Origin of the sequence: Vibrio sp. Vb1026 (assembly GCF_033338745.1) — a bacterium.
GTDB classification, from domain to species: domain Bacteria; phylum Pseudomonadota; class Gammaproteobacteria; order Enterobacterales; family Vibrionaceae; genus Vibrio; species Vibrio alginolyticus.
This window is the reverse complement of record NZ_JAWOTH010000008.1, coordinates 176,270-200,350: the sequence shown is the minus strand read 5'-3', so window position 1 is coordinate 200,350 and position 24,081 is coordinate 176,270. Positions and strand designations below refer to the sequence as shown.

19 protein-coding genes and 1 pseudogene are annotated in these 24,081 nt (G+C 44.8%); 14 read left to right on the top strand and 6 right to left on the bottom strand.

The window, feature by feature from the left end:
* The first annotated feature begins 40 nt into the window (after positions 1–40).
* Positions 41–1,339 (top strand): phosphate regulon sensor histidine kinase PhoR, encoded by a 1,299-nt coding sequence (phoR, locus tag R7E47_RS14270; protein ID WP_005383667.1) that lies wholly within the window; start codon positions 41–43, stop codon positions 1,337–1,339.
* Positions 1,339–2,298 (top strand): PstS family phosphate ABC transporter substrate-binding protein, encoded by a 960-nt coding sequence (locus R7E47_RS14265; protein ID WP_053350235.1) that lies wholly within the window; start codon positions 1,339–1,341, stop codon positions 2,296–2,298. Before phoR ends, R7E47_RS14265 begins: the two co-directional genes overlap by 1 nt.
* 34 nt (positions 2,299–2,332) lie before the next feature.
* Here the strand turns inward: R7E47_RS14265 and ppx are convergent, their stop codons facing one another.
* Together ppx and ppk1 are read right to left on the bottom strand one after the other, a co-directional pair.
* Entirely contained in the window at positions 2,333–3,838 is a 1,506-nt protein-coding gene (ppx, locus tag R7E47_RS14260) for an exopolyphosphatase (protein WP_033905789.1), read from the bottom strand.
* Positions 3,822–5,912, bottom strand: a complete 2,091-nt coding sequence (gene ppk1 / locus R7E47_RS14255; protein WP_005381748.1) for a polyphosphate kinase 1 — start codon at positions 5,910–5,912, stop codon at positions 3,822–3,824. Before ppk1 ends, ppx begins: the two co-directional genes overlap by 17 nt.
* Positions 5,913–6,119: 207 nt before the next feature.
* On the opposite strand from ppk1, the gene R7E47_RS14250 reads away from it, so the two are divergent.
* From R7E47_RS14250 to phoU, 5 genes and pseudogenes are all read left to right on the top strand, one after another.
* On the top strand, positions 6,120–8,324 hold the full coding sequence (locus R7E47_RS14250) for an ABC transporter permease subunit (protein ID WP_318084455.1): 2,205 nt from the start codon (positions 6,120–6,122) through the stop codon (positions 8,322–8,324).
* A 30-nt stretch (positions 8,325–8,354) separates the two neighbouring features.
* Positions 8,355–8,586: pseudogene (locus R7E47_RS25510) on the top strand (phosphate ABC transporter, permease protein PstA); the annotation flags it as partial.
* Between the two features lie 128 nt (positions 8,587–8,714).
* Positions 8,715–10,028, top strand: a complete 1,314-nt coding sequence (gene pstA, locus R7E47_RS14245) for a phosphate ABC transporter permease PstA (protein WP_372059389.1) — start codon at positions 8,715–8,717, stop codon at positions 10,026–10,028.
* Between the two features lie 2 nt (positions 10,029–10,030).
* A complete protein-coding gene (gene pstB / locus R7E47_RS14240) occupies positions 10,031–10,849 on the top strand; it encodes a phosphate ABC transporter ATP-binding protein PstB (RefSeq protein WP_005381745.1) in 819 nt (272 codons plus the stop codon).
* A 30-nt stretch (positions 10,850–10,879) separates the two neighbouring features.
* On the top strand, positions 10,880–11,578 hold the full coding sequence (gene phoU / locus R7E47_RS14235) for a phosphate signaling complex protein PhoU (RefSeq protein ID WP_005381744.1): 699 nt from the start codon (positions 10,880–10,882) through the stop codon (positions 11,576–11,578).
* Positions 11,579–11,640: 62 nt separating this feature from the next.
* On the opposite strand, the gene ppk2 is transcribed toward phoU, so the two are convergent.
* The 3 genes from ppk2 to R7E47_RS14220 form a co-directional block, all read right to left on the bottom strand.
* Positions 11,641–12,417, bottom strand: a complete 777-nt coding sequence (ppk2, locus tag R7E47_RS14230; protein ID WP_005381743.1) for a polyphosphate kinase 2 — start codon at positions 12,415–12,417, stop codon at positions 11,641–11,643.
* A gap of 70 nt (positions 12,418–12,487) precedes the next feature.
* A complete protein-coding gene (locus R7E47_RS14225; RefSeq protein ID WP_148299889.1) occupies positions 12,488–13,231 on the bottom strand; it encodes a copper homeostasis protein CutC in 744 nt (247 codons plus the stop codon).
* Between the two features lie 283 nt (positions 13,232–13,514).
* A complete protein-coding gene (locus R7E47_RS14220) occupies positions 13,515–14,126 on the bottom strand; it encodes a peroxiredoxin C (protein ID WP_005381738.1) in 612 nt (203 codons plus the stop codon).
* Positions 14,127–14,326: 200 nt separating this feature from the next.
* On the opposite strand from R7E47_RS14220, the gene R7E47_RS14215 reads away from it, so the two are divergent.
* From R7E47_RS14215 to aceA, 3 genes are all read left to right on the top strand, one after another.
* Positions 14,327–15,232, top strand: coding sequence for a hydrogen peroxide-inducible genes activator (locus tag R7E47_RS14215; RefSeq protein WP_005383681.1), 906 nt, complete (start codon positions 14,327–14,329; stop codon positions 15,230–15,232).
* A gap of 606 nt (positions 15,233–15,838) precedes the next feature.
* Positions 15,839–17,467, top strand: coding sequence for a malate synthase A (gene aceB / locus R7E47_RS14210; protein WP_256913784.1), 1,629 nt, complete (start codon positions 15,839–15,841; stop codon positions 17,465–17,467).
* Between the two features lie 120 nt (positions 17,468–17,587).
* On the top strand, positions 17,588–18,901 hold the full coding sequence (gene aceA, locus R7E47_RS14205; RefSeq protein WP_005381733.1) for an isocitrate lyase: 1,314 nt from the start codon (positions 17,588–17,590) through the stop codon (positions 18,899–18,901).
* Between the two features lie 124 nt (positions 18,902–19,025).
* On the opposite strand, the gene R7E47_RS14200 is transcribed toward aceA, so the two are convergent.
* Positions 19,026–19,475 carry a CBS domain-containing protein gene (locus tag R7E47_RS14200; protein WP_318084451.1) on the bottom strand — a complete coding sequence of 150 codons (450 nt, stop codon included), beginning with the start codon at positions 19,473–19,475 and terminating at the stop codon, positions 19,026–19,028.
* Positions 19,476–19,787: 312 nt separating this feature from the next.
* Between R7E47_RS14200 and R7E47_RS14195 the strand changes: the two genes are divergently transcribed.
* The 4 genes from R7E47_RS14195 to yajC all read left to right on the top strand — a co-directional run bounded on the left by R7E47_RS14195 (position 19,788) and on the right by yajC (position 24,066).
* A complete protein-coding gene (locus tag R7E47_RS14195; protein WP_318084449.1) occupies positions 19,788–20,954 on the top strand; it encodes a trypsin-like serine protease in 1,167 nt (388 codons plus the stop codon).
* A gap of 268 nt (positions 20,955–21,222) precedes the next feature.
* Positions 21,223–22,275 (top strand): tRNA preQ1(34) S-adenosylmethionine ribosyltransferase-isomerase QueA, encoded by a 1,053-nt coding sequence (gene queA / locus R7E47_RS14190; protein WP_005381728.1) that lies wholly within the window; start codon positions 21,223–21,225, stop codon positions 22,273–22,275.
* Between the two features lie 147 nt (positions 22,276–22,422).
* On the top strand, positions 22,423–23,559 hold the full coding sequence (gene tgt, locus R7E47_RS14185) for a tRNA guanosine(34) transglycosylase Tgt (RefSeq protein ID WP_005381727.1): 1,137 nt from the start codon (positions 22,423–22,425) through the stop codon (positions 23,557–23,559).
* Positions 23,560–23,736: 177 nt separating this feature from the next.
* Complete coding sequence (gene yajC, locus R7E47_RS14180; protein ID WP_005381725.1) at positions 23,737–24,066, top strand: preprotein translocase subunit YajC; 330 nt, start codon at positions 23,737–23,739, stop codon at positions 24,064–24,066.
* Positions 24,067–24,081 lie beyond the last annotated feature (15 nt).

The window sequence follows — 24,081 nt, the reverse complement described above, 5'->3', positions numbered from 1 at the left end:
ATTAACACGCAGCTTATCGGTACCATTTCTGGAGTTATGAGTGGTTGAAAGATTAACGTGGAAAAAGCTGGCCTGGGAGCTGGCTTTTTTTTACACCCCATGGGTGATAGTAGGTTGGATATTCGGTTATATGCCGTGGTTGCTTTTGGCAGCTACGGCATTGCAGCTTGTGTGGCATTTGCATAACCAAGTACGTTTATCTTCTTGGTTATGGGATGAAAAACGCCTCACGCCACCGTCTGGTAGCGGTAACTGGGAATCTTTGTTCAATGGGTTGTATCGCTTACAACAGCGCCAACGCCGCAAACGAAAAGAGCTTACTAATCTTATTCGTCGATTCCGAAATGGTGCAGAGTCGCTACCCGATGCGGTAGTGGTATTCCGTGCTGAAGGCAATATTGTTTGGTGCAACAAGCTGGCTCAGCACTTACTGGGCTTCCATTGGCCAGAAGATTCAGGTCAACCTATCTCCAATCTCATTCGTACACCTGATTTTATCAAGTACCTCAACAAGAAAGACTTCTCAGAGCCATTAGAAATGCGTTCACCACTCAACGTCGAACGGATGCTGGAATTGCGTATCGTACCGTATACCGAGGGTGAGCACTTGATGGTAGTGCGTGATGTGAGCCAATTAAAACAACTTGAGGGAATGCGTCGCAACTTCTTTGCCAACGTATCTCATGAACTGCGTACACCAATGACGGTGCTACAAGGTTATTTGGAGATGACTGAAGACCCTGATATGGTCGTGGGTCCAATGTGGAGCAAAGCTCATGGTGTCATGACGGAGCAGCTTAACCGCATGAACAGTTTGGTGAACCAACTACTGACACTATCTAAAATTGAAGCGGCACCTATGCATGAGCTTGAGGAAGTCGTGAATGTGCCCGCGATGCTTGAAGTGTTAGAAAAAGAGGCGGTTAGCCTTAGTGGGGACAACCAACATAAATTGAAATTTGATGTTGATGCTAGCCTACGCGTGCTGGGCGATGATGACCAGTTACGTAGTGCTATCTCTAACCTCGTTTATAATGCCGTCAAATACACACCGCCTGGTGCGAACATTAATGTTCGTTGGTTCCAGACCTCTCAAGGCGCATGCTTAGAGGTGGAAGATAGTGGTGATGGTATTGAACCTCAGCACCTCCATCGACTTACTGAGCGTTTTTATCGAGTGGATAAAGCAAGATCACGTGATACTGGTGGAAGTGGTTTAGGGCTAGCCATTGTAAAACACGCGCTGAGTCACCATGACTCTCATTTAGAAATTCACAGTGAAGTAGGTGTGGGCAGTAAGTTTTCTTTCGTATTACCTGAGCGTTTGGTGGTGAAATAATGGCTTTACGATTGGCAAAAACATTCAGTTTATTCGCGCTTGTTTGTTCTTGTATTGCTGCCGCTCAAGATAAACCATTGCCGACTTATCATAAAACGACGGGGATTGTCGGAAACTTGCTCTCTGTTGGCTCCGATACACTTGCGGGTATGACAACGCTTTGGGTTGAAGAGTTTAAATCCATTTACCCGAATATTAATGCGCAAGTCCAAGCATCTGGCTCTTCTACTGCCCCCCCAGCATTGACCGAACAAACAGCTCAGTTTGGTCCCATGAGCCGCCCTATGCGTTTAAGAGAGGTTGAAGCGTTTGAACGTGAACATGGCTACAAGCCAACTGCGCTCAGGGTCGCCATCGATGCAATCGGTATTTTTGTTCATCAAGATAATCCAATTCAAGGGCTTAACTTTAGTCAGTTAGATGCTTTGTTTTCTGCCACGCTGCGCTGTGGTGAAAGTCAATTTGTCACAAACTGGCAGCAACTCGGTCTTGAATCACAGTGGGCAAAGCGAAACGTCCAGTTGTTTGGTCGTAACTCCGTTTCTGGAACTTACGGTTACTTCAAAAGCAATGCCTTGTGTGGCGGCGATTTCAAGACCCGAGTTAACGAGCAGCCAGGCTCCGCGTCAGTTGTGCAAGCTGTAGCGTCAACCATCAGTGGAATTGGTTATTCCGGTGTCGGTTATCGAGTGGCAGGCGTGCGCTTAGTCCCTGTAGCTAAAATGGGAAATGATTACGTGACTCCAACGCGAGAACATATTGTTAGCGGTAAGTACCCACTATCACGTTACTTATATGTTTACGTGAATAAGCATCCTGATTACCCATTAACACCAATTGAAGCTGAGTTTATTCGCTTTATCTTTTCTGCTCAGGGACAAGCGTTGGTTGAGAAAGATGGTTATGTGCCCATTACGGCAGACTTTGCAGAAGAAGAGTTAAAAAAAGTCGGCCTGTAAGCCGACTTTTTATTTAGGTATGGACAGTACGAGATCAGAAAGTGAGTGTCCACTTCGCGCTGTCCCAACGTTCTTGTTCTTCCTGTAAATCCGCGTGAAGTAATTTATTGTTTTCTAGCCATGCTTCATCTGTGCAGGTGAGAATCCATTCGTCATTTTTGATAGATAAGGTGATATCAGGCAATGGATCTTCATTACGCTGCCCATTTAATACGATAGAAAGTCGTAATATTTTGATGAGGCTTATAACGTCACTCTGTTTATAGAGATTGAAATCTGGTAGTTCTTGCAATTTGAGCGCTTTACGCTGGAAGCGAGCTAATGTTGCGAGCACTAATTGCTGCTCACGGTTGAAGCCTTGTAGGGTGGAGTGCAACAGAATATAAAAAGAGTGGCGATGGAAACTACGCAAGTTGATACTTAATCCGACTTCATGAAGCAACGCTGCCCACTCTAGTAAGTCAAATAACTCACTCTTTTTCTTAATGCCTAGTTCAGAGCGTACCTGACATAACATCTCACGTGCATGCCCCTTCACACGAGCGGCATGCTCTAAGTCGACCCGGTGCTTGTTGGCTAAATTTTCTGTGGTGCGCATACGAATATCGGAGCGCGCAAAACGCTCTTCCATTTCGTACAACAGGCCTTCGCGTAGAGCACCATCGGAGAAAAACATTTGCTCAATGCGAAGCGCTTTGAAAATCGCGGACAAAATCGCTACGCCTGCTGCGAATACGGGTTTACGTTCTTCTGTTAGACCCGCCAGTTCAATATCTTCAATGGAATCAAATTTACACAGAGTTTCGATAAGTGTATCCAGTCGACTCGCTGTGATCAGGCCATCTTCAAAACCTAATCCTACTAGCACTTCTTGAATCGCTTTGATGGTTCCTGATGAGCCGAGAGCAATATCCCAGCCCTTTTTACGATATGTTGAAGCGATGGACTCGAGTTTTTGTTCGGCCGCTAACATCGCCTTGCTGAAGTTTTTTCCTGACAGTTTGCCGTTTTTAAAGTATTGCTCTGTAAAACTGACGCATCCCATCTGTTTACTGTTGAGAAGCTCAGGCTCAAATTCTTGTCCAATAATCATCTCGGTACTGCCGCCTCCGATATCGATGACTAGTTTGGAGTTGGATTCTACTTGAGTGTGCGCGACGCCTAAGTAAATCAGGCGGGCTTCTTCTTCTCCAGGGATAATTTCTATCGGGAAAGGCATCACTTCTTTCGCACGCTCAATGAAAAGGTGGGCATTTTTAGCGCGTCTTAGTGTGTGTGTGGCGGCGATACGTACATTTGACTCATCAAGCCCTTGCAGCCTCTCAGCGAACATGGCTAAGCATTCTAGCGCACGCTCCATTGCGGCGTGACTTAAGTTCAATTCACTGTCGAGTCCTGATGCTAAGCGAACACGTTGTTTATGACGACTAACCAGTTGTAGGTCACTGCCGACAACTTTGGCCACCACCATATGGAAACTGTTTGAGCCGAGGTCTATCGCGGCAATGTAGCGAGTATCTTGTTCAAGTATTTGAGGCATCTGAATTTTGTTTTCTAGTTTGCTTTTCTATATTTTTAAGATAGTCATAGATAGCGATTTGAGAGCGAACTTTTTTGCGATTACCTCGTGGTACGTAAGCGTTACTCATTTCTTTATCTATTAAACGAGCCTTTACTGTATCGGTAAAATGGATATTCGTTATATCAATAATTCTCTGTTTCAAACGTGGATCACGGACTGGTACTGCTACCTCGATACGGTGATCAATATTTCTTGTCATCCAGTCTGCGGAGGAGATATAAACTTGCGGATCGCCATCATTGTGGGTGATCACCACGCGAGGGTGCTCAAGAAAGCGGTCAACAATACTGATGATGCGAATATTGTCGCTGATCCCCTCAATGCCCGGTACTAATGAGCACATGCCTCGAATGATCATGTTTATTTTTACACCGGAAGTACTTGCTCCATAAAGCTTATTGACGATGCCTTTATCAACTAGGTTATTGACCTTGATCGTAAGAGCGGCTTTTTTCCCTAGCTTGGCATTCGCAATTTCATTATCGATTAAGCGGTAGATTTGGGTTCGAGAATTACGAGGAGATACCATAAGGTGATTGAACTTCACTGGTCGGTATGGATTCTCAATGTAACCGAAGACATTACGGACTTCATTAGTGATTTCTTGATCTGCCGTAAGCAGGGAGAAGTCGGTATAAATTCGCGCCGTCTTCTCATGGAAGTTGCCTGTGCCGATGTGTGCGTAGCGAATAATTTCTTCACCTTCGCGGCGGCTAATCATCAGTAGCTTTGAGTGAATCTTAAGACCAGGCGCACCAAAGATGACGTGCACACCCGCTTCGGTTAATACTTTTGACCATTCGATATTGGCTTCTTCATCAAAGCGAGCTTGCAGTTCGACGACCACAGTGACATTTTTGCCGTTGTGCACTGCATCAATTAAAGAGTTCATCAAGCGAGAATCTTTCGCGACGCGATAAATGTTAATCTTGATACTAAGTACTTTGGGATCGAAGGAGGCTTGGCGCACTAACTCACTAATGTGGTCAAAAGTGTGGTAGGGATAATAGAGCAGAATATCTTTCGCTTTAATCGCGTCAAAGCTGTTGGCATAACCTTCGAAATCGGCACATTTCATTGGCGGGAGAGGTTTATTTTCAAGATACTCTCGTCCAACATTTGGAAAGCCGATGAAGTCTTTAAAGTTGTGATAGCGTCCGCCGGGGATAAGGTTATCGTAGTTAGAGATATTAAGTTTGTTACACAGAAACTCTAACATTTGAGGCGGCATATCACGTTCGTAGACGAAGCGAACGGGCTTTGCTGTCAGTCGCTGATTGACACCCTCTGACATTTGTTCAAGCAAGCTGTACTCAATTTCATTGCGTAAATCGTATTCAGCGTCACGCGTCATTTTCATCGCATAGCCGCTAAGCTCATCATAATCAAAAAAGCCTTTGAACAGCTCGTCCAAACAGTGGCGGATAATATTATCAAGTAAGATGATGGTTTTTCGACGCTTTCCTTTCTGTTCTGGTACCATCACAAAGCGGGGAAGGTGATCGGTCGGAATTTCGATCAGAGCGTACTGGTAATGTTCTTCTTTACGCAGTTCGACGGCGATGTAAGCGTACTCGTCTTTGAGAAATTGCAGAACATCGATCTCGTCTTTCATTAGGAGGGGAGTGATATGCGGCATTACCTCTCTACGGAAGTATTTCGCGATCCACTTTTGTTGCGATTCATCCAGTTGTTGCTCGTTGACCAAGAAAATGCGACGTCGCGCCATTTCTCGAATCAACTCGCTGTAAAGCTCATCAAATTGTTCGTTAAGCTTTAGTGCTTTCGACTGCATTTTGGTTAACAGTCGTTTAGGGCTATCACTGCCACCGCGCTCTTGGCTGATTAGGATTCTGCGCTTCACGTCCGCAAAGCGTACTTTGTAAAATTCATCTAAATTGTTGGAAAAGATCCCAAGAAAGCGAATACGTTCGATCAAAGGGACGGTTTTATCGGCAGCTTCTTGTAATACTCGTTCGTTGAAAGACAACCAACTCAGTTCTTTTTCTATATATAGTTTTTCTGCGCTCATAACCTTACCTAGCCAAAAGTGAAGTATTACGTACTCATCTTGGAAAAATGGATGAGTGAGAACATTATGAGATTTTCATTACAGATTTATTTCATACCACGCATTGCATAAGAGTTGTATTCTTTTCAGGTGTTTAATGTGATCTGTAATATAATTGTCATCTTAACGACATATTCTAGTACTAAGTCAAAAAAGGTAGAGATTTAAATGGCACAAGCCGAGTTTTCATTGCAGGAAAAAGATAAGAAACGACTGATAAAAGATCGTTTAGTTCGACTTGCAGTGACATCCGGTGGTGTCGGCGTACTCGCGGCGCTTATTTTGATCTTTGTCTACCTCGCCATGGTGATCATTCCGCTTTTTTCTGATGCGGAGATCAAAACCAACCAAGCCATTCGAGCCACTCATATTGAAACACCACTTGCGATTTCAGTGGATGATTACGCTCAGCTCGCGTTCGTTCTAACCCAAAGTGGTGAGATTCAATATTTGTCGATGGACGATCCTACGAAACCTGCGGTGTATACACAGCAAATAGTCCAGAAACCCGTCGCTTTCTCTCAATCTGCTCCTGGGCTAGGTTGGTATGGATTTGTTGATGGGCAGGGTAAAGCGAACCTTTTCAAGCCAGAATTTAATGCCACATTTAGAGAAAATACACGTCCTCCGGAAGTGATTGAGCTAGACACCAGCATGGATCTGACACTAAGTGCGCCTCAAGATCCTGTGACTCAGTTTGTATTTGCAGCTTCGACGCCCTTACCAACGGTTGTTTGGCAGACGCAAAGCGGTGAAGTGAAAGCTCGCTGGCAAGTGGCTTCGTCTTTGGGTACGCCTCCTACAACGATCGATTTTACGTTCTCTTCAGGCTTTAATACGCCTCAGCAAATGTTGTTGACACCTGACGGTGAAACGCTTTATTTGCGCGATGGCTCTGAGTTGATCGTGTTAAAGAAAACCACACGTAAATTTGCTGTGCGAGAGGTGGTCGATCTCACTCAAGGTGATAAGAAGCATTCCGTTCGTACAATAGACTTATTGGCTGGTGCTTACTCGCTTTTGGTGACGCACAACGATGGTCGGGTGTCGCAATGGTTTGATACGCTGCAAGAAGAAAAACGCACGTTAACGCATATTCGTGATTTTAAATTGGCATCAGAGCTTAAGTATTTGTTGCCGGATTCTCATCGAAAAGGATTTTATAGCTTTTACACCAACGGCACGTTGCAAAGCCATTATACAACCAGTGAAAAACTGGTGTTGTTTAAGCGTGCGTACCATCAAGCGCCCGCAATCGCAGCAATGTCTAACAATGAACGCTACTTAATCACTTGGCAAAATAATGCGTTAAATGTTGCGGAAGTGGACAATGCCTATCCGGAAATTTCATTGTCTTCATTATGGCAAGAAGTGTGGTACGAAGGGTATCCTGAGCCTGAATTTGTGTGGCAATCGACTTCGGCGAGCGATAACTTTGAGGCTAAGTTCAGCCTAGTACCTATTGCGTTTGGAACGATAAAAGCGGCGATGTTTGCGATGCTGTTTTCAGTACCGCTCGCAGTGCTAGGTGCTATTTATACGGCTTACTTTATGTCGCCACGCATGCGTCGTGTAGTAAAACCGTCGATTGAGCTAATGGAAGCACTGCCGACGGTGATCATAGGTTTCCTCGCGGGATTGTGGTTCGCGCCTATTGTCGAAGATCATTTGATTACGATCGTCGTTATGCTGTTTGTTTTGCCCTTGAGCACCATGATTATGGGCGGGCTATGGGCATTAATACCGCAACCTTTGCGGAATCGTCTGCCTAATGGTTGGCATGCTTTAGTGCTCATGCCTGTCATATTGGTACTGATTGGGCTTGGAGTGTGGATTTCGCCTACGATTGAGCAGACGTTCTTTGGTGGCGATATGCGCTTATTCTTAACCGAGCATGGTATTGGTTACGATCAACGCAATGCATTGGTGGTGGGGTTAGCGATGGGGTTTGCTGTTATCCCGACGATTTTTACCATTGCCGAAGATGCCATTTTCTCTGTACCGAAGCATTTATCGGATGGCTCTTTGGCATTAGGGGCCACGCCTTGGCAAACTTTAATCTATGTTGTCTTGCTTACTGCAAGCCCAGGTATTTTTTCTGCCATTATGATGGGCCTGGGACGCGCTGTTGGCGAAACCATGATTGTGTTAATGGCAACGGGCAATACGCCATTAATGGATTGGAATATTTTGGAAGGATTGCGCAGCCTGTCGGCGACCATCGCCGTTGAGTTGCCAGAGTCGGAAGTTGGAAGTTCGCATTATCGCCTGCTGTTCCTAGCTGCATTGATTTTATTTGTGTTTACGTTTGCAGTAAACGCGCTTGCGGAGTGGGTTCGTCAGAGACTGAGAGATAAGTACCGTGCGTTGTAATAATGGTTTGAATAAAGAGCGAGTAATAACGTGTTAAATTGGATTCGTTCTGGCGCACCGTGGATATGGCTAACAGGCGGTGCAGTCAGCATCAGTTTGTTGTCGGTATTAGGGTTGTTACTCCTTATCGGCTGGAAAGGCCTGACTTACTTTTGGCCAGCGCCCTTGTATCAGTGGAATGTTGCAGCGCTGACACCTGTACAAGGCGAAGTGCTACATGAAAATACTATTCTGATTGGTCAAGTGTATGAGCGCAGCTTTGTACCGAAGAGTTATTTGCCTGAAAGCGCAGCACAACAGTTAGAAGACGATGAAGATTTTGCCACTCGACTCAGTATCAAAATCGCTAACCGAGAGTTGTATCCCGCCGATTTTATCTCCGTATTGCAAATGCAGTTGGATGAGCCCACGACGCCAAAAGAGTGGGCGGTGATAGAGCGCAGTAGCGGTGGTTATTTCTTTGGTAAGCTGGTGGCGTTTCAAGATGGCGATAATATATACACCAGTGATATTCAATCGATACTAAATAAAAAGCTTGATGATGCAGAAACTCTGCGCCATGAGATTGATTCTTTGGTGGTCGATCAGCTTAAAGAGCTTGGTTGGAAGCTAGAGCAGTTGCGATTAGAAAAGCGCAAGCATGAATTGAATGACACGCTGACAGAAAGCTTCTTAAAGGAAAATCAGACGAAAAAAGAGCAGATAGAAAAAGCGCTTGCGACGTTAGATTTGCAACTTGATGGTTTACGACTTCAGCTCTCTGACTATGCCTTGATTGCCGAGGATATGACGGGGTCACAAGTATCGATTCCGCTCGAAGACATTTTGGACTACTGGTATCCAAACCAAATGTCACTGCCTGATAAAGTCATGCATTGGGGAAAACAGGTTTGGAAGTTTTTATCTGAAGATCCAAGAGAGTCTAACTCCGAAGGAGGCGTGTTCCCTGCGATATTTGGTACGGTTTTCTTAGTACTCATCATGTCGATCATTGTGATGCCACTCGGGGTGATCGCCGCTATCTATCTACATGAATACGCTAAGAATAACGCTCTAACCAGAGTTATTCGTATTGCGGTTATAAACCTAGCGGGTGTTCCATCGATTGTTTATGGCGTGTTTGGTTTAGGTTTCTTCGTTTATACGATTGGTGCCTCTATCGACAACGTATTCTATGCGGAGAAGCTACCGGCACCAACCTTTGGTACGCCGGGTTTGTTATGGTCTGCACTAACTCTTGCCGTGCTGACGCTTCCAGTTGTGATTGTGACTACTGAAGAAGGTTTAACTCGTATTCCGAGCTCAGTACGACATGGTTCTCTGGCGCTTGGTGCAACTCAGTTCGAAACACTATGGCGTGTGGTTTTACCTATGGCGACGCCAGCTATTATCACAGGTTTGATCCTTGCGATTGCACGTGCAGCTGGCGAAGTAGCGCCACTGATGCTGGTGGGGGTCGTGAAATTGGCATCCAGTTTACCGGTTGACGGACAATTCCCTTATGTGCATTTGGATAGAAAGTTCATGCATTTAGGTTTTCACATTTACGATGTTGGCTTTCAAACCTCCAACATCGAAGCGGCGCGACCATTAGTTTATGCTACCTCTTTCTTACTCGTGACAGTGATTGTCGGGCTAAACTTAACAGCAATCAGTATTCGCAATAATTTACGAGAAAAATACAGAACGTTAGGACAAGATTAAGTATGTTTAATTTTGATAGTACATTAGGTTATGAGCCACCATTGGATGTTCATAATTTAACGGATGAACAAACAGCCATCTCAATCGAGAACCTTAATCTGTTCTATGGTCAAACTCAGGCGCTGCATGATATTTCGATGCGAATTCCCAAAGGGCGAGTCACCGCTTTTATCGGTCCTTCAGGGTGTGGAAAGTCGACGTTATTACGTTGCATCAATCGCATGAACGACTTAGTGGAAGGGTGTCGAGTCACAGGCAAAGTGCGTCTCCATGGCAAGAATGTTTATCATCCTAATGTCGATGTTGCGACACTTCGACGCCGAGTGGGGATGGTGTTTCAAAGACCCAATCCATTTCCTAAGTCTATTTATGAAAATGTAGTTTATGGCTTACGCTTACAAGGTGTAAAAAACAGCCGCAGTTTAGATGACGCAGTGGAGCGATCCTTGCGCTCGGCGGCGTTGTGGGATGAGGTAAAAGACCGCTTGCATGAGAACGCATTTGGTTTATCTGGTGGTCAGCAACAGCGCTTGGTCATTGCGCGTGCGGTGGCGATTGAGCCGGAAGTCCTGTTATTGGACGAGCCAACATCAGCGTTGGATCCAATCTCAACTTTAACTATTGAAGAGCTTATCAATGAGCTGAAGACTCAATATACTGTCGTTATCGTTACCCATAACATGCAACAAGCGGCGAGAGTGAGCGATCATACTGCATTCATTCATATGGGTAAGTTAATTGAATACTCTGACGCGGACTCGATCTTCACTTCGCCAATGAAGAAACAGACCGAAGATTACATTACGGGTCGCTACGGTTAAGTCGCGACTCTATACGGAATAAGGAACATCATGCACTTTGGACGTCATATTTCAGGACAATTTAACGTAGAGCTAGAATCGATTCGTACTCATGTATTAACCATGGGAGGCTTGGTAGAGCAGCAGCTTTCGTATGCTATTCAAGCCTTGCATAAAGAAGACATCGAACTGGCGCGTAAGGTTGTGCGTGACGATCATAAAGTGAATGCGATGGAAGTCTCGATCGATGACGCCTGTACACGCATTATTGCTAAGCGTCAGCCAACGGCAAAAGACTTGCGCTTAATCATGGCTATCATCAAAACGATCACGGATTTAGAACGCATCGGTGATGTGGCGACACGCATTGCTTACGTTGCCATTGAAAGCCCATCATCAAAAGAACGACAATTCCAAGTGTCGTTAGAGCCTCTCTGCCGTCAGGCAATTAATATGCTGCATCAGGTTTTAGACGCGTTTGCCCGTATGGATGTAGAAGCGGCAGCAGAGGTGCACAAACAAGATGACAAACTAGACGCCGAGTATGAAGCGGTGATTCGTCAGTTGATGACTTACATGATGGAAGATCCAAAAAATATCCCTAATATTCTGCAAGTGATGTGGTCTGCACGCGCGATTGAACGCGTGGGGGACCGCTGCCAGAACATCTGTGAATACATTATTTACTTTGTGAAAGGGAAAGATGTACGCCACCTAGGTGATCAAAGTATTGATGACGTACTGAAGTAACTGACTTCAACAAATAGACCAGCTTTTAGGCTGGCCTATTTATTAGAGAGAAGGAAAGCACGTCAATATTTATCAGGAACGAAGGTCTGATCATCAATGGGCGCTCTGACGTAACCTTCTTTATTGAGTTCAGGTAATTCGATGGGTGAGTACTCAAGTGCTTTGTAGTCAATCTGGCTTAGTAAATGACTGATACAGTTCAAGCGCGCTTTCTTTTTGTCATCAGAAGGGACGACCCACCAAGGGCAGTTTTTCGTGTCTGTATAGGCAAACATCTTATCTTTTGCTTCCGAATACTCCGCCCAGCGATGACGTGACTCTAAATCCATTGGGCTGAATTTCCAACGTTTGATCGGCGTATTAATTCGACCTAGAAAACGTTTTTCCTGCTCTTCGTCTGAAACCGAAAACCAATACTTAATCAGAATAATCCCAGATCGTTGCAACATTCTCTCGAATTCAGGGCAAGAGCGTAAAAACTCCTCGTATTCGTCTGGAGTACAGAACCCCATGACTTTTTCGACACCTGCTCGGTTATACCAACTTCGGTCAAATAAAACGATTTCACCAGCAGATGGTAAATGAGCGACGTAACGTTGGAAGTACCATTGCGTTTTTTCTTTTTCTGTCGGTGCAGGCAGAGCCACTACGCGACAAACACGCGGGTTTAGCTTTTCTGTAATTCGCTTTATCACTCCGCCTTTGCCCGCAGCATCACGTCCTTCAAACAGAACCACCACTTTTAACCCTTTGTGTTTGACCCACTCTTGAAGTTTTACGAGCTCAACTTGAAGGTTTTTGAGCTCCTTTTCGTATTCCTTTTTCTTCAATTTAGACATACACATTTCCTCACTCCTTGATAAACAATATGTTAGCACTCAAAAGCTATGCGCGTGAGGTTACGGTGGTCTATTTGAGAGCTGCTACGACATCGGTAATGGCTTGTGTACTTGTGATGGGGATTAAAAAATCATCGACATCGGATGCGCCCATTTTGCTTTGTTCAGCAACAAAGGTCATTTGGCTAGGGCGTGTGGTTTTGCCTGACAGATGGATTTCAGGAACTTGAGTGTCTTCTACTAGCTCACGTACGTTACTCGCATTAACGCCAGCACCCGCCATGATTGCTATGCGTCCTTGGGCTTGCTTAACCAAAGCTCTAAGCACATCGATCCCTTGTGGTGCTGAAGGCGCAAGACCGGAGGTTAAAATACGTTCACAACCTAAGCTGATCACTTCTTCCAAAGCTTTTTCAGCGTCACGACACTGGTCAAAGGAACGATGGAAGGTCACGCCTAAGCCAAGCGCTTGAGCAAATTCACACAGCGCAGCAGCGTAAGGCATATGAATATCACCGTCTTGAGTGAGCACGCCGAACACGACACCGCTCAAGCCTGATTGGTGAGCTGCTTCAATATCCCAACGCATCATTTCGATCTCTTCTTCATTGTAGAAGAAGTCACCTTGGCGTGGGCGGATCATGGCATAAACTGGAACACTAGAAAGCTTAGCCGCTTGCTGCATAAAGCCATAACTGGGTGTTAGTCCGCCTAAAGCCAAAGAGGAGCAAAGTTCAATCCGAGTGGCGCCGCCAGCAATGGCGTAGTGCAGAGATTCAATATTATCAATACAGACTTCTAGGTGAGTAACCACGTTCATTCATCCTGCTAACGTTACAAATAAGTGTTGTGGCTAAGATATTAACAGGGCCAGTAAGCAGAATCTGTATGGAGGGGATGATAAATAGAGGTAAAGTTTACGCTAAAGCGTTACCTCATTTTGGCGGTTTATCTGAAGGAAAAAGAAAGCCCAGAGCAGAGGCTCTGGGCTTTGATAGGACTTTACTTAGACTGATTGGCGTTTGCGGTTTTCCGCATTAGCTTATTGCTTTATATACATCCAACCATCACACCCGTTGAGCTAGGGTGAAGGTCTATTATTTTTTGCCTAGGTCAGCTGCGTGCTCAGATAGGAACGCTGCAACACCTTTTGGAGATGCGTCCATACCTGCTTTACCTTCTTCCCATTGTGCAGGACATACTTCGCCGTGCTTCTGGTGGAAGTTAAGAGCGTCAACCATGCGTAGCATTTCGTCGATGTTACGGCCTAGTGGTAGGTCGTTAACTACTTGGTGACGTACAACGCCTTCTTCGTCGATTAGGAAAGAACCACGGAAAGCAACGCCTGCTTCTGGGTGCTCAACGTCGTAAGCTTTACAGATTTCGTGCTTAACGTCAGCAACTAGTGGGTACTTAACTTGACCGATACCGCCATCTTCGATAGCAGTGTTACGCCATGCGTTGTGAGAGAACTGAGAATCGATAGAAACACCGATTACTTCAACACCTTTAGCTTGGAAGTCAGCTAGACGGTTGTCGAATGCGATTAGCTCAGATGGGCAAACGAAAGTGAAATCTAGTGGGTAGAAGAATACTACTGCTTTCTTACCTTTAGTGAACTCTGCAAAGTTGAAGTTTTCAACGATTTCACCGTTACCTAGAACAGCTGCTGCAGTAAAATCAGGGGCTTGACGACCTACTAGTACCATTTTTTTTGCTCCTAAAAAGTATGGTTAGCTCCAAACCGAATTCAGTTGTGTCGGTTTGGTTCGTGTTTGTACGAGACAAACTATAGTACAGATTGTAGTATTGAAAAAAGCGAAATAAATAGATTGAGTTAATCGAAAAAAACGATAATAACAAAACTCTTAACTCGATCACTGGAACGGCGGTAGATACAAATACAATTATGAATAAATGGCCCAGTTTGAAGCAGTTACACTATTTAGTCACACTGCATGAAACAAGACATTTTAGTGACGCTGCAGAGCGTTGTTTTGTCAGTCAGTCGACTTTAAGTAAGGGTATTCAAAACTTAGAGGAATTGATAGGTTGTCCCTTATATGAAAAGAAAGATAAAAAAAGTCCACTGGTTTTTACCCAAACAGGAGAAATGGTAGTAAAGCAGGGGCGAGAGCTGTTAGCAAAAGGGCAAGATTTGGTCGAGCTTGGACGTATGTGCCAAGGCGACGATATGCAAGGCCAGCTAAAAGTAGGATGTATACCAACAATTGCTCCGTTTTTACTGTGTGATTTGGTACAAGAGGTGAACTACCGTTTTCCACAACTGAATCTTTTATTAAGAGAAGACACGACGACAAACTTACTTCAAGCGCTCAGACATGGTGAGCTGGATGTGCTTATTTTAGCGTTACCAGTCGAAATTGATGGGATGGAAAGCCGAGTAGTGGGTAAGGATCCGTTTCGAATGGTTATAAGCGCTAATCAAGCCCAATCGGTCCCTGTGCCGATTCGTTACGCGGATTTACCTGACGAATCCGTCTTTCTACTAGAGAAAGAACATTGCTTAACGGAACATGCGGTATCAGCGTGTAAATTAACAGACAAAGAAAAAATCAATCCGTTTACGGCAACCAGCCTCCATACACTGGTGCAAATGGTTGCGAATGGTTTGGGAACAACGTTCATTCCTCAAATGGCTATCGACCATGGCTTGCTGCATAACCAGAATTTAGTCGTGATCGATCCTCCAGGTAAACAAGCTTATCGCGAAATCGGCTTAGTTTGGCGTCCGAGCTCGTCAAGAACGAAAACATTTAATCAACTTGCAGAAGTCGTTTCAGAGCTGCTTTAGCTATTAGTATTAGCCCTTACTTCTCCATTATTTATCTAAAAGCGCACTGGAAACAGTGCGCTTTCTAGTATTTTATTCTGTTGGTAAACTTTGACTTGTAAAATTTTACAGCTCTTCTTTGATGAAGCTTTCATAAAATAGTGGAATTTCACAATGTTAATTTTACACAAAGCCCTGCATACCTTGTTTGACCCCTGTTTAAATCCATCTCTTCAGCCCTTGTGAATACAAGGTGTTTGTTTACCAGTCTATATTCATACGCTTGTTTGAAATGATAAAACGACTTTAAATTTAATGTAATTTTATTACGTAATAACTTACAAAACAAGGCGCTTGATAGATGGTTTTTACCTTGCGGAATAAAACTTTGAATTTTCTGTTTTGTTTATATTGGGGGTTTCACTAAACCCTTTGTTGATATAGCTTATTTAAAGGCCGATACGACTTATGTCTAGATTGAAAATACACGTAGCATTACGCAATCTATCGGCATGGCTAGACGAGTTGAACACAAAGTTAAAGGATGTAATTTGTTGTTCATAACTTACAAATGTAGCTTTACGCTGACTGCCCAAGATTGATAAAGCACGTTAAGGATGAATGATTATGCTTGCTCAGACAGAACAAAAAACACAACAACTAAAGCAAACCCAAGGCATGCTTGAGGTGAATGGAGTCGTTGCTCCAGAACATCAAGCAATTTTCCCTGTTGAAGCCCAAACCTTTTTATCTCTACTGTGTGAAAAATTTGCCGGACGTGTTGAACAGTTGCTGGAAGCAAGAGAAGAGAAGCAAGCACGTATTGATGCTGGTGAGCTACCAGATTTTCTACCAGAGACACAAGACATCCGTGAAGGAAGTTGGAAGATCCTAGGAATCCCACAAGATCTGCAAGATCGCCGTGTGGAGATTACCGGACCAACTGACCGCAAGATGGTGATTAACGCACTGAATGCGAATGTAAAAGTGTTCATGGCAGACTTCGAAGATTCAATGTCTCCTGCATGGAGTAAAGTGCTAGATGGTCAAATTAACTTGCGCGATGCTGTTAATGGCACCATCAGTTACACCAATCCTAGCAATGGCAAACATTATCAGCTGGAAGATGACCCAGCGGTGTTGATCTGCCGTGTTCGCGGCCTTCATTTAAAAGAAAAACACGTTACGTGGCACGGTCAGATCATTCCAGGTGCGCTATTCGATTTCGCTCTGTATTTCTATAACAACTACAAAGCGTTACTTCAAAAAGGCAGTGGCCCTTATTTCTACCTTCCAAAACTGCAATCGCATCACGAAGCGAAGTGGTGGAGCGAAGTGTTCCATTTCACGGAAGACTACTTCGGTTTGGATACAGGCACCATCAAAGCGACTGTGCTGATTGAAACCTTACCAGCGGTATTTGAAATGGACGAGATTCTGTTCTCGCTTAAAGAACACATCGTTGGTTTGAACTGTGGTCGCTGGGATTACATCTTTAGCTACATCAAAACATTGAAAAAACACTCAGACCGAGTACTGCCAGATCGCCAAGTGGTAACGATGGACAAGCCATTCTTAAACGCTTACTCGCGATTATTGGTACGTACTTGCCATAAACGAGGTGCTTTCGCGATGGGAGGAATGGCCGCATTTATCCCAGCTAAAGACCCGAAAGAGAATCAAAAAGTATTAGACAAGATCCAGACTGACAAATCGTTAGAAGCTAACAACGGCCACGACGGTACTTGGGTGGCTCATCCAGGTTTGGCTGACACTGCTATGGAAGTCTTTAGTGCTGTGCTGGGTGAACGCACCAACCAGTTGGATGTGAGCCGTGCAGAGGATGCGCCTATTACAGCAGCTGAACTGCTTGAGCCTTGTGAAGGCGAGCGCACTGAAGGCGGAATGCGCCACAATATTCGCGTTGCGCTGCAATACATCGAAGCTTGGATTTCTGGCAATGGTTGTGTGCCGATTTACGGACTGATGGAAGACGCAGCAACGGCAGAAATCTCACGCGCCTCTATCTGGCAATGGATTCAACACGGCAAGTCGCTAGACAACGGATTAAAGGTCACTAAAGAGCTGTTCGAGCTCTATCTCAAAGAGGAGATTGAAGTCGTGAAGCAAGAAATTGGCGAGCAGCGCTACCATGCGGGTCGATTTGAAGAAGCAGCAGACTTAATGGCAAGGCTCACGACGAGCGATGAACTGACCAACTTTTTGACAGTTCCTGGTTATGACTACCTAGATTAATAAAGAATAACTGTAACACCAATAACGTGAAGGATTTTCAAGGCAGATAGGGAAGTACTGCCTGAGAACGGAAACTCAACGCACACGCATAAAGTGCAAATTATAAAGAGGGATAGACCAATGACTAACTTAACTCGCCGCCAACAAATTGAAGCTCTGGAAAAAGACTGGGCAACTAACCCACGCTGGAAAAATGTGAAGCGTACTTACACTGCCGAAGAAGTGGTGGAACTGCGTGGCTCTATGGTGCCTGCAAACACAATTGCACAACGTGGTGCAGACAAACTTTGGTCACTGGTCAACGGTAGTGCGAAAAAAGGTTACGTAAACTGTCTTGGTGCGCTAACGGGTGGTCAAGCCGTTCAACAAGCTAAGGCAGGTATTGAAGCGATCTATCTGTCAGGCTGGCAGGTAGCGGCGGATAACAACACCGCTTCGACGATGTATCCAGACCAATCTCTTTACCCAGTAGATTCTGTACCGTCAGTAGTAAAGCGTATCAACAACTCATTCCGTCGTGCAGACCAAATTCAGTGGGCTGCTGGTAAGACGCCTGAAGATGAAGGTGGTATTGATTACTTCCTACCTATCGTAGCGGATGCGGAAGCGGGCTTTGGTGGTGTGCTTAACGCTTACGAACTAATGAAATCGATGATCGAAGCCGGTGCCGCGGGCGTTCACTTTGAAGACCAGTTAGCATCGGTGAAAAAGTGTGGTCATATGGGTGGTAAGGTATTAGTTCCTACGCAAGAAGCGGTACAAAAGCTCGTTGCAGCTCGTTTGGCTGCTGACGTAGCGGGAACAACAACATTAGTTATTGCTCGTACTGATGCGAATGCGGCGGATCTCATTACTTCAGATTGCGACCCATATGATAAAGACTTTATTGAAGGTGAGCGCACTCAAGAAGGTTTCTACCGCGTTCGCGCGGGTATCGACCAAGCGATTTCTCGCGGTCTGGCTTACGCACCATATGCAGACTTGATTTGGTGTGAAACGGCTACGCCATGTTTGGAAGAAGCACGTAAGTTTGCAGAAGCAATTCACGCTGAATACCCAGATCAATTGTTGGCGTACAACTGCTCGCCTTCATTCAACTGGGAGAAAAACCTAGATGCAGAAACCATTGCTAAGTTCCAACAAGAGCTTGCAGACATGGGCTACAAGTACCAATTCATCACGCTAGCAGGCATTCACAACATGTGGTTCAACATGTTTGAACTGGCACACGCTTACGCTCAAGGTGAAGGTATGCGTCATTATGTTGAGAAAGTTCAGCGTCCTGAATTCCAAGCAGCTGAAAAAGGCTATACGTTTGTTGCGCACCAACAAGAAGTAGGTACAGGTTACTTCGATAGAATGACCAATACTATCCAAGGTGGTAACTCTTCAGTGACAGCATTGACAGGTTCGACCGAAGAAGACCAATTCTAATTGGCAGAGAAACACTTCCTTAATCAGCGTCAGTAATGGCATTTTGAGCGGCAACCCTGCCGCTCTTTTTTTCGTTTAACCGGTGTAAAAACGAAACTTACAACAAAGAGAATACGCTTGCGTACTACTCTTCCTGCTCGATTTCTTCAGGTTCCACTTCTTCTTGCAGTTCCAATAAGTTAATCGCAATCGTCACGAAGTCACTATCAGTAATAATGCCGACCAATCGACCTTTGGTGACAACAGGTAGACAGCCAACTTTATGCTTTTGCATATAGATAGCGCTCTCTTTGAGCCCCGCGATAGGCTCTGCCGTCATGATATTGGTGTGCATCATTTCGTAGAGCGGTGTGTCTAAAGTAAAAGATTGTTCAGCCTCATCTGGGTGCAAGCTCGATTCTTGAGCAGCAAGAATGTCGCGTTGAGTCACCAAGCCTTGTAAGTGGTTATTGGCATCAACAACCGGAATGTGTCGAATATCAAGCCCATCCATCATGCTTTTTGCATCACGCAAGGTGTGCGTGCGAAGTAAGGTATGAGGATTACGAGTCATCATGTCTTCAACCTTGATCATAGAGACCTCCAGCGGCATTGTCCTTCTCTTAAATATAGAGAATATTTTTCTGTATATCTGGGAGCTAACTCGTTTTTCATCAATTAAATAGCACAATGCTGATGGGCTGCGTAATCTGTGTTTTATTGGTGTTTTTATTAATTTGAATAAGTCGGTTTGTGTGCGAGTCAGTTGGCATTTTTAGTTGATATTGAATGTGTCCCCAAGGTAATCCAATGAATTGAATCGCACATTTTTATTCGCTGGATTTTCCAAGATTCTTCTCTCGAAGAAGATACGTCCAGGCTTACCAAATTGAAGACAGCAACCTAGATGAAACGAACAACGTGTAACAAACTTATTGCGCTGGCAGTGGCGGCATTCAGTGTGCCATCAACACAGGCGATTGTGTTAGGAGATGAACAAACCGATCCTGTTGACCGCGTTACTTTGCGAGCAAGTAATATGGCAGAGTTTCCGCTGTGTGGGGGAACGATGCTGACAGAGCAATGGGTACTGACTGCGGCGCACTGTGTGGTGATGGGACAAGGAACCAATGAAGCAACCTACTATGTGACCCCGCCGGGTGAGCTGTCGGTGAATGCGAATGTGTATGAACTTAATTCTGCAGGGCTTGATAACTTCTATCCGGTGTCTCACGTTGTGGTTCATCCGGATTACACCCGGATTTCAAAAGCTGAGACCGACAGTAATGGCAACGTGAAACCTATCCAAACCGGTTTAGATTCAGACATCGCGTTGCTGTATCTCACGCGCCCAGTGGCAAACGCGAGCTTTGCTGACCTAGCAAGTAAAGTTGACATGGAGAGCATCGAAGCACGTTTGGTGGCGGATTGGAACGATAATTACCTGACCAATCAACGTGTCGAAAATGTGCAAGTGTTTGGATGGGGGGCTACTCAGCCGGATGCTTCTGAACCTTCTAATACGCTCAAAACCACCATTAGCACATTTTTACCCATCGACAAATGTTATGAGCGTTTAGAAATTGGCAGCAGTTTTCCGGGGATCATTGATTCAAGAGACAACCAAACCAAAATTTGTACGTTACCAACACAAAACCATGTATTGGAGCCAGATAGCCATACTCAATATGGCAACTCTGCATGTAAAGGTGACAGTGGTGGCCCGTTGGTCGATGTGGCGACCGGCAAACAAATTGGTATTGTTAGTGGCGGCCCCCTTATTCTACCAACGTGTGGCTCTTTGACGATCCCAAGTTTCTACACCAAGGTGAGCCACTATTACGACTGGGTACAGTCTTACATCACTGCCGATGCGCCACCAAGTCGTTACATCATTGCGCCGAATTTTATCAAAAGTGCTAACAATGAAAGTGGTGACAATAAAGAGTGTCACGATGGCATTGCGACCAATAACTGTGATTTCAAAGGCTCAGATGATGAAGGTGGCAGTCTAGGGTTTTGGTTATTGGGTTTATTCGTGCCGTTATTCTTGTGGCGAAAGCGTGAGCTTTGATAGGGCGATTGGAATGCCAAACTAATAAGCAGCGGTATACGCTGCTTTGCTTTTTTCATGTTCTCTCTTTGGGGCTCAAATTAAAAATAGTGCCAAGTAATCGAGGCTTTTCACGTTTTATTACACTCTTCACCATGGCTTTTACTGCTATATTCTGGTGATTTGCTTGCTATTGCAGCATGTAAACATATACTAGTCTGCTGCGAAAAACTCGTCGCAATTTTATCGTCGCCTAGACGTGATTTGACCAATAGATAAGACAAGTAACATGCAAGTATCAGATTTCCATTTCGACCTTCCAGATGAACTCATCGCTCGCTACCCTCAACCAGAGCGTACCGCTAGCCGACTGCTGCAAATGGACGGCAATACCGGAGAGCTCATTGATGGCACATTTACTGATGTATTGGGCCAAGTGCAACCCGGTGACTTAGTGGTGTTTAATAATACTCGTGTTATTCCTGCTCGTCTTTTTGGCCGCAAGGAATCGGGCGGTAAATTAGAAGTGCTGGTGGAGCGCATGTTGGATGAGAAAAGCATCCTAGCGCACGTTCGTTGCTCTAAATCACCAAAACCAGGTACAACCATTATTGTTGGCGAGAATGATGAATATTCAGCAGAAATGGTTGCACGCCATGATGCTTTATTTGAACTGAAATTTAGTTCTGATAAGACGGTACTAGAAATTCTGGAAGAAATCGGCCATATGCCGCTTCCTCCTTACATCGACCGTCCAGACGAAGATGCAGATAAAGAGCGTTACCAAACGGTATATAATCAAAAGCCAGGTGCGGTTGCGGCACCGACGGCGGGCCTTCACTTTGATGATGTTCTCTTGGAGAAAATCAAAGCGAAAGGTGCAGAGTTTGCTTACGTTACTTTGCACGTTGGGGCGGGTACATTCCAGCCAGTAAAAGTGGAAAACATCAACGATCACCACATGCATGCCGAGTACGTAGAAGTACCACAAGAAGTCGTCGAAGCAATTAAAGCGACGAAAGCGCGTGGCGGACGAATTATTGCTGTTGGTACCACATCTGTGCGTTCACTTGAAAGTGCAGCGCAAGACGCATTGCAAAAAGGGACTGAGCTGGCCCCATTCTTTGGCGATACAGAAATCTTTATTTTCCCTGGTTACGAATATCAGTTGGTGGATTGCTTGATCACAAACTTCCACTTGCCTGAATCAACACTGATCATGTTGGTGAGTGCATTTGCTGGATACGAGAACACCATGAATGCTTACAAACATGCGGTGGAAAACAAATACCGTTTCTTCTCGTATGGCGATTCAATGTTCATCAAGAAGAAAACGGCGTAGTTAAAAATAGATTTACGAGTGCTAGCAGTAAGCTAGGAAATAAAGCATCCATTGCTTTGTCTCTCGCAAGGAAAAGCGACCGCTCCTTAAAGTAGGGTAGAGCCCTAAACACTCAGTCAGACTGTTTCTCTGACACCCGGAGGCATCGTGAAATTAAAATTCGATCTTAAGAAGAAAAACGGCAATGCACGTCGTGGTCAACTGACTTTCGAACGCGGCACTGTTCAAACTCCTGCGTTCATGCCAGTAGGTACTTACGGTACCGTTAAAGGTATGACACCAGAAGAAGTAAAAGGTACTGGTGCAGAAATTCTGCTAGGTAATACGTTCCACCTGTGGCTACGTCCTGGTCAAGAAGTGATGAAAATGCACGGTGACCTGCACGATTTTATGAACTGGCACGGTCCTATTCTTACTGATTCAGGCGGCTTCCAAGTATTCAGCCTTGGTAAGATGCGTACGATCACTGAAGAGGGTGTTCACTTTCGTAACCCAGTAAACGGTGACAAGATTTTCATGGACGCAGAAAAGTCGATGGAAATTCAAAAAGACCTGGGCTCTGACATCGTTATGATTTTTGACGAGTGTACGCCTTACCCAGCGACACACGATGAAGCGAAGAAATCGATGGAAATGTCATTACGCTGGGCACAGCGTTCACGTGACCATTTCGAGAAGCTAGAAAACCCGAACAACCTATTTGGTATTGTTCAAGGTGGTGTTTACGAAGATTTACGTGATGTGTCGGTAAAAGGTCTAACGGAAATCGGTTTTGACGGTTACGCGGTTGGTGGTTTGGCAGTAGGTGAGCCTAAAGAAGACATGCACCGTATTCTTGAGCATACTTGTCCTCAACTTCCTGAAGACAAACCTCGCTACTTGATGGGCGTAGGTAAGCCAGAAGACTTGGTTGAAGGTGTTCGTCGTGGTATCGACATGTTTGACTGTGTAATGCCAACGCGTAACGCACGTAATGGTCACTTATTTGTGACTGGTGGTGTGATCAAGATCCGTAATGCGAAACATAAAACGGATACAACACCATTGGATCCGCATTGTGACTGTTACACTTGTCAAAACTACAGCAAGTCGTACCTTCACCATTTAGAGCGTTGTAATGAAATCTTAGGCGCTCGCTTGAATACAATCCATAACCTGCGTTACTACCAGCGTCTGATGGAAAGCATTCGTAAAGCAATTGATGAAGATCGCTTCGATGAATTTGTTACTGAGTTCTATGAGCGTCGTGGCCGTGAAGTGCCACCACTAGCAAAAGAGCAGTAATTGAAAAACTAAAAGAATTAAAGCCTTTGGCATGTCGCCAGAGGCTTTTGCTAATAAAGTAGGCTAACGCACGTTATTTTTGAGAGAGCGATCTCTATTAGTTACTCTCAGACTTGAATCTAAAATGCGAAAGCCCAATTTGTTTGATTATCAATAAAATATAATGAGGATGTTTTAATGTTTATTTCTCAGGCTCACGCAGCAGCAGAAGGCGCGCCAGCAGGCGGTGGTTTTGAAATGCTAATCATGCTTGGCATGTTCGCAGTGATCTTTTACTTCATGATTTACCGCCCACAAGCGAAACGCGTAAAAGAACACAAAAACCTAATGGCTTCTATGGGCAAAGGCGACGAAGTTTTAACTAGCGGTGGCCTAGTGGGTAAAATCACTAAGATTGCTGAAGACAATGACTACATTTCAATTGAGCTTAACGCGAACAATGAAGTAGTAATCAAGAAAGACTTCATCACTGCAGTGCTACCAAAAGGTACGCTTAAGTCTCTATAAAACAGCTAAAGGATC